We start from the raw sequence: 6,689 nt of genomic DNA, 5'->3' as shown, positions 1-6,689 counted from the left end.
CTAACCAATACTAATTGATAATTTTAAACAAACAAATAGGACAAGCTAACAGATCAAAAAAAGCGAAGAAAACAAATTCTGTCATATCTTCGCTTTTTTATTTCGAGTCGCTTACAAATAGGGGTTCCGCTCACATTTTAACGAAAACATACGTTAAGCAATTTTCGACGTGAAAATAAGTGAGGTTAACATAATGCCACTTATCAGAAGTTAATCTATCTAGAAACCTAGAAAAGTCCCTTCAGAAGATCGGAAGGGGCTTTTCATTCACATAATCAATGTTATCTCTAGTTCTTACCAGTGATATTAATATAAAACAATACTCAACCATTAGTTAATACCCAAGTTGATAAAACACAACCAACACTATCGTGCTTATTTCTAAAATTTCATTTATATTTTCATTAGAGGAGGAGAGTAAAATGGAGTTAGGAAGTAAGTTAAAAAAACTACGTAAAGAACATAATTATTCTCAAAATCAGTTAGCCGATAAATTGAACGTTACTGCTCAAGCTGTTTCCAAATGGGAAAATGATAAATGCGCTCCGGATATTATTAATCTTGTTCAACTAAGCGATTTATACAATGTTAGTTTAGATTATTTAATTAAATCGGATAAAGAACTGCAAAATCACCTTTCTTTAGAAAATAACCGTTTAAAAGTAATGAAATATTTTATATTATGCATTTCTTTAATTGTTATTTTTGTTCTTTTTATTTTAGTAAAATCTCAATTTTTCATGTTTGGACATGGCCTCGGAACTTGGATTCTTATTGTATGTCTTTTAGGCTTTTCAGTTTCTATTTTTTTCAGTTTATATTGTTACATAATTAAAAAAAATTATTTTATATCTCTTTGGATAGCTTTCTTAATGCTAAGCTGTATAGTATGTTTAACTTCATTTTATGACTATATCATGAAGGTAATATTCTCCTAGTATTTAAATAGCAAATGAAATAAATTAATTCTCATATGTATCTAAAAATCTAGAAAAGTTTCTTCGGAAAATCTGAAGAAACTTTTTTTCACATAATCAATTAATTAGTCTTTAAACAAACCAAAAAAACCTTTCCGTTTTTGTTTCTGATTTTGTTTCTGTATATCTCTAATGTTTTCAAGCAATAACTGATCTCGTTTCTCTAACTTTTTCTCTATAAAGACTTCTAATTCACTATTTTTCCCCTCTACTTCAGTTAGTTTTCTCTCAGTATTAGCTAAATACTCTTTTGTAGTAACTAATTCATTGGTAATCTCTTGTAATTTTTGAACTAATGCTTGATTAAATTGATTTTGTAATTGCTGATTTTCCAATACTTCATCCAATTTTTTTTCTAATTCCGATTTTTCTTCTTTTGAAACAAACGAATCAAGTTCTCCATTCTTCCATGCTCGAACTTGATCGTAAGACCATTTTTGTACATGTATTTTTTCTTTTATAGCTTTTAATTCTTCAATATTTTCCTTAGAATACCTGCGATGTCCTCCCTGACTTCGCTCGGTTTGTATATTAAATTCATTTGACCATACTTTTAATAAATCGGGAGTTACCCCTAAACTATCCGCAACAATTTTCGGTGTATACATTTCCGATTTTAGTTCCAATTTTAATTCCTCCTCCAAAAAACGGAATAAGTTTTCCCTCGCATAAACGCGATTAAATCAATATTTTAATCAAAATCGGAATTCACTTACAACTGATTTCACAACCGATTTTAAAAACGAATTGATTTCGAAATACATATCGATTTTAACACCGATACTCATTACTTCTCGATAATAACATCAAAATCTTTTTTCTCTATATAAGATTTTATACAAAAAAAGAGTAGCGAGGATCCCTAAGATCCCCGCTACATCAACAATGTATAAAATCGTGTATAGAAAAATAAAACAAGGACAAGAGGGAATCCCCTTTAAAACAAGAATTCCACCTTGTCCTTGCTACCGATAATGGGACGTTATGTTAACCGAGCATGAATGTAATATTCATAACATATTGTTTCTTTTTGTCAGTTACAGGACGATTCGTTTGTTAAATGTATCCGAAAAAAGAACGAATGTTTGCGTTTTACTTGAAAATATTTGTAAACTTAATTTATAAGACTAAGTGAAGGGGAGAAATACAATTGAACACTATTGATTTATTATTATTAAATCTAAAAGAAGTGAGAAGAAGGAGTATAAAGGTATGGAAAGCAATTCCGAGTGATAAATTAGATTGGAAACCAGATGAAAAAGCTATGACTTGTTTAGAGATGATTCGACATGTACTGGAATCAGAACATTATTATCATCTGGCTATTGAAAATAGGGGAAGTCTAAAAGAGTATAATTCTCCATTTGAAAACAGACCTTTTTTATCTGTCGAAGATGAACTGAATTTTGCTGAGATATATCACAAACAATTTTTAGATACTGTTCGTTCTTTTTCTAGTGAAGATTTAAATACAATTAAAATTGATCGTTCAAATGTAGGGTATATCCGTTCTTTAGGGGATATGTTAATGCGTATAGCATATCATGAGGGTGTTCATACAGGACAAATGTTAGATTATATGAGAACAATGAAAATTGAACGCCCAAATATATGGGATTAATAATTTCACTACCAATAACGATAATTATGTAAATACGAAAGTCCTCCAGTTAAACAATCCGGAGGACTTTTAATAGTTTTCTAAGTTATCTTCCAAATACACTCAATCCTAAATAAATCAAACTATAACTAATTAAAGCACTTGCAAGCATCAAACCTATTTTTAATAATTTATCTTTTATATTAGGCCTTACTTCACTTACAGGTTTTCCCTCTATAAAATCAACTATTTGACGATAAGTTTTTAAATTATGCTCTTTTTTTATGTTTTCAACTTGCTGTGATGAAAACATAAGCAAAATCGTAAGTACCAAAGGTATTATAAGACCATAATAACCAAAAAAGTAAAATACAGGTGCAATAGAAATAGGAAGTATAATCATTGATGCTAACATGATGTAACTCCACTTAAAGAAAGTTGATTTTTGAAGTTCTTCTTTCATGATCTTTACATCTCCTTTAACTAAATCATCCAGGGAGACATTAAAGAGAATACTCATCATTAGTAAATTATGAATATCTGGATAGTTCCTTTCATTTTCCCAGTTAGAAATAGATTGTCTGGAAACATGAATTTTTTCTGCTAACTTCTCTTGGGACATATTATCCCGTTTACGAAAATATTGTATTTGTCTACCAATGTTCATCTATACATCTCCCTTAAGTTTGAGGTTAAATTAAAGGCTAATTAAAGACTACCAAATTTCTTTATAATAACATGATTCTAAGGTGTAAAAATGTTTTATCATGCTATTCACCCCTGTTTTTGGGTGTGAGTGCTGGCTCGTCGTGTGGGGGCGAAACCCCACATAGCGTTGATTCAATATGGAAAAAGAAGAATACCTTGAACGGAAGAATTGGCGGTTCGGCTGGTACAATTGCTGATCCAAGTCGAGCAACTTAATCCCGTTTTTGGTCTGTTCGGCTTGGCGAAAGCTAAAAACCAGCCGAAAAAAGTTTTGCAAGGACAGAATCAAAAAGAAAAGGCTATCGCCTTTTCTTTTTGATTCTGAGGGTGGAGATTTTTGAGTGTTTTTCTCAAAAATACGACCCGTTCCTTGCGGAACTTTTAGCCCTTATATATAGAGTGAGAAGAGAAAGAGTTTTAAAAGTGGTATAAAACGTTGGTATAACTAGGTTTATGATGTTTTTTGTGTGTATCGAAAACAATACACATTCGTATCGAAAACAATACACACGAAAATGAGTAAAAAAATAAGATTGACTAATTGTCAATCTTAAAATAATTTATCTGGTAACTCTTTCAATATCTTCATTTTCATAGCTTTATAAAAAATTGCTTTAAGTGCTTCATTTACATTATCCTTATCTCCTGCATAAATAATATGCGGATTTACAAATAATGAATAAGCTTTTGCATTATTTCCTTCAATTCCACTTTCAGCTTTCGCTAATATCCCTTTTTTAACCAAAGAATTTACTGAAAGACTTGTATTCGCTCGTGTTAATCCAATTTTTTTTGCAAGTCCTGAAATATTCAATGGAACTGGATTTTTTGATTTCACATCATCAACAATACAGTTTGAATTAAAAGCAATCGAAGAAACAATATCAATTAAAAATGCTTTTTCTTTAGCCGTAAAGTATTCCCTTTCCCTTAAAAATTCATAATTACTTTGCAAAATTTGAGCAAACCTCACTTTCGACTGAGGACTTTTTTTAGTGCCTATGTAAAGCTCTTTACCAGTAGCTTTAGCCATAGTTTCCATAGCTTTTTCCAATTCAACTTCTGAAACATCATTATATAACTCTTGAATTTTTTCATTTTCAATTTCTAAATCTCTTTTTCTAGCATTTCTTTCAGCTTGTCCAAAATCTACAACTTTTGTCATAAAATAATTCTCTCCCTTAGTGGAAGGAATCAACTAACCTATGCTACAATGTGTATAGAATATATATTAGGTTGATTCCAACCTGAGTATGAAAAACCGCCTGTCCGCCAAGACATTGGGCGGTTTTTTCGTTTTTCTCTATAATAACATGGAATCCCTTACTAAGGATTCCCATCTGTTGCAAAAACACAACATTCAATCCTCTTTTTCTTCTATATCTTGCTATTGCAAGGCTCTATCCATTCCGACACGCCTCGTTAATCCTCGACTACTTTCGAAATTCGGTACATAGTTAATATGTAAATGCGGATTGGCTTCATCATCATGTAAAACCATGTTATAAACTACTAGATTGGGATTTCGCTCTTGAAACGCCTCAGCATACCGTTTTAACGCTTCTTTTTTCGCCCCCCTATACTTTGGGTCATCTTGCCCTCTCCAACCGCTACAACCAATTCTCGTTGCTCATGTGTCTTATCGTCTTTATGTATTTTGTCATAATAGTTCTCAATCTTACGGTCATTCCGTTTTTGTTTCTCGTTATACTTGTCCACTGCTTCTTGAAAAACATCCTTGTATACACTTCGGATGTCCTTTTGAACAAAGTAAATATTCTCCTCTGACCTGGCTGGATCTATACCAGGATTCCCATGAATATTTTCTCTGTTATTGTGGCTTAATGAACTTTGGTGAGATTGATTAAATGAGATAGACCCCAACATAAAATACCACCACTTTTCCTAGATTAATTGATACCATAAGTCTAGCAAAGCGACGAAATGGAGTCAATTGACGTAACCCTATACGTATTTTGACGCTAACGCATCAAAATCGATAGGGGTCTGCGACGCTTTTCGGCTTTGCCGAGCCCTGCCAAGCATGGCAAAAACCTCGGACTTTGTCCGAACCTACAAGGGGAACTCTTCCCCTTGACCCCATCAATCGAACTCCCCAACCCCTCAATCCTTGAGGGGCTCCCTCGCCGGTTGGCAGGGTCAAAAGGGTACCTTTTGACAAACCACCAGAGGGTTGCATAGTTAGTGTGTCAACTCCTTATCCTCCCGTCCCCTTACGGGTTCGGTCCGGTACCGTTGACACACACCATATAACTACCTCTTTTCATTCACTTTCCTTTTTCTATATTCAAAAGAGGAAAGCAAACCAATAGCTAACACAAAAATACTAATTGGAATATAAAGAGGATAATCCGATTTTACATAACCCCGTATACAAATGAAGGCTACAATTAAAATTTCAAAACAAAATATTAATCTAATATTTTTTAATAAATTCATGTAAAACTTCCTTTCTTTTTTAATAACAATATACTAAATTTACCAATCAAAAAAGAAGCCCCCTTGTTTTTGGATTGGTAGGACCGGTCCAGTGGGTATAATTGCTAGTCCAAATCGAGCAACCTAAGTCCTCGTTTTTGGTCTGTTCAGCTTGGCGATATGCCATTACCTATCCAATATCTGAAAGTAAACTTTTAGATATTAGTTTACTTTCAATAATAGAACTATTTCTATATAAAGTGAGAAGAGACAAACATACCAAACTAGAAAATACCCAGTAATATCAATCCTTTCAAGGTTTTTCGTATTTATCGTTTTAGTAATAAGTACAAAATTAATAAAAAAACCTACTAACTAAGTTTGGCCGCTTTTAACACAAAAGAATTTTTTCTTGTATTACAAACTAAAAGTCCTATATATGAAGGACTCTTTTTTATTTTCACTTATGAAATCTTACAAAACTGTCATCTTTATGTAAGGTTATTAGATAGTTCAAATATTATTTCAATGTAATAATAAAAGTATAAGAAATACATACATAAAAAATATATTATAAAGAGGTAACCATACGATGATTTTAAAAATAGCATTTATACTTTTTGGAGTAATCTTAGTATTATGGGGTATATATAGTACGAAAACATATGAATCATTTTTAGATAAAATCACTGGAATAGGACAACTTTTAGCCGGAATTACATGTATAATTATAGGGATTTTAAACTTTATAATTAAATAATTTATATATAAAAGAAGACCACTCTAGAAAACAATCTAGTTCGGTCTTCTTTTTCATTTAATTGAAAGTAAACTTTTAAATATTAGTTTACTTTCAAATCCCCTTAATCATTGAATTTATACTAATTCCTTTGGTATCATCAAAATTAACAGGAAAAGTATACATTCAAAACACTGTAAATAAAGAGATGATAGAATTACTGAAC

6 protein-coding genes and 1 pseudogene are annotated in these 6,689 nt (G+C 31.7%); 3 read left to right on the top strand and 4 right to left on the bottom strand.

Annotated features, from left to right (window positions below):
* The first annotated feature begins 422 nt into the window (after positions 1-422).
* On the top strand, positions 423-938 hold the full coding sequence (locus tag ORL93_RS30480; protein ID WP_040118772.1) for a helix-turn-helix domain-containing protein: 516 nt from the start codon (positions 423-425) through the stop codon (positions 936-938).
* Between the two features lie 104 nt (positions 939-1,042).
* Here the strand turns inward: ORL93_RS30480 and ORL93_RS30475 are convergent, their stop codons facing one another.
* Positions 1,043-1,603, bottom strand: a complete 561-nt coding sequence (locus ORL93_RS30475; protein WP_040118771.1) for a MerR family transcriptional regulator — start codon at positions 1,601-1,603, stop codon at positions 1,043-1,045.
* 524 nt (positions 1,604-2,127) lie between these two features.
* Here ORL93_RS30475 and ORL93_RS30470 point away from each other — a divergent pair.
* Positions 2,128-2,598 (top strand): DinB family protein, encoded by a 471-nt coding sequence (locus tag ORL93_RS30470; protein WP_006097177.1) that lies wholly within the window; start codon positions 2,128-2,130, stop codon positions 2,596-2,598.
* A gap of 85 nt (positions 2,599-2,683) precedes the next feature.
* Here the strand turns inward: ORL93_RS30470 and ORL93_RS30465 are convergent, their stop codons facing one another.
* Entirely contained in the window at positions 2,684-3,244 is a 561-nt protein-coding gene (locus tag ORL93_RS30465) for a helix-turn-helix domain-containing protein (protein ID WP_098425799.1), read from the bottom strand.
* A gap of 210 nt (positions 3,245-3,454) precedes the next feature.
* Here ORL93_RS30465 and ORL93_RS30460 point away from each other — a divergent pair, with 210 nt between their 5' ends.
* The gene (locus ORL93_RS30460; protein WP_265960308.1) at positions 3,455-3,604 is read left to right on the top strand and encodes a hypothetical protein; all 150 of its coding nucleotides are present in this window, start codon (positions 3,455-3,457) and stop codon (positions 3,602-3,604) included.
* Positions 3,605-3,835: 231 nt separating this feature from the next.
* On the opposite strand, the gene ORL93_RS30455 is transcribed toward ORL93_RS30460, so the two are convergent.
* Together ORL93_RS30455 and ORL93_RS30450 are read right to left on the bottom strand one after the other, a co-directional pair.
* Entirely contained in the window at positions 3,836-4,450 is a 615-nt protein-coding gene (locus ORL93_RS30455) for a MarR family transcriptional regulator (RefSeq protein ID WP_265960307.1), read from the bottom strand.
* Between the two features lie 225 nt (positions 4,451-4,675).
* Positions 4,676-5,172 (bottom strand): annotated as a pseudogene (locus ORL93_RS30450) (plasmid recombination protein); the annotation flags it as partial.
* Positions 5,173-6,689: the final 1,517 nt, after the last annotated feature.

It is taken from the genome of Bacillus sp. DHT2 (assembly GCF_026241455.1).
Lineage (GTDB): Bacteria > Bacillota > Bacilli > Bacillales > Bacillaceae_G > Bacillus_A > Bacillus_A pseudomycoides.
The sequence above is the reverse complement of the archived record's forward strand: the minus strand, read 5'-3'. Positions and strand labels throughout refer to the sequence as shown.